The sequence below is a fragment of the Clostridium sp. MCC344 genome, assembly GCF_018785365.1.
GTDB lineage: Bacteria > Bacillota > Clostridia > Lachnospirales > Lachnospiraceae > Pilosibacter.
Map to the genome: position 1 here is coordinate 1 of NZ_WQPQ01000071.1, position 276 is coordinate 276.

Annotated in this window: 1 pseudogene; it reads right to left on the reverse strand. The window is 44.9% G+C overall.

Annotation, left to right across the window (positions count from 1 at the left end):
* Positions 1-276 (reverse strand): annotated as a pseudogene (locus GPK90_RS15405) (RNA-guided endonuclease TnpB family protein); the annotation flags it as partial.

Sequence of the window (276 nt, forward strand, 5' to 3'; positions counted from 1 at the left end):
TTCTGAAATAGTGCGGATAACCTGCATGTTTTCCATTGGAATCTACATATAGTTCTTTCATGGAAAAATCGAGTCCGACGACCTGCCTTATGTTCCTTATTTCCACTGGCTTTTCTTCACAAAAATACAGAAGAGAAACATAATACCGCCCATCAGCTTCCAGACAGACGGATGCACCTTTCAGGCAGGCATCTTTCCGGATCTTACGATGCTGCCGGATCCGGATCCAGCCTGCCTTTGGGAGCTTCAGCTTCCCATCTTTTAACAGGATATTTC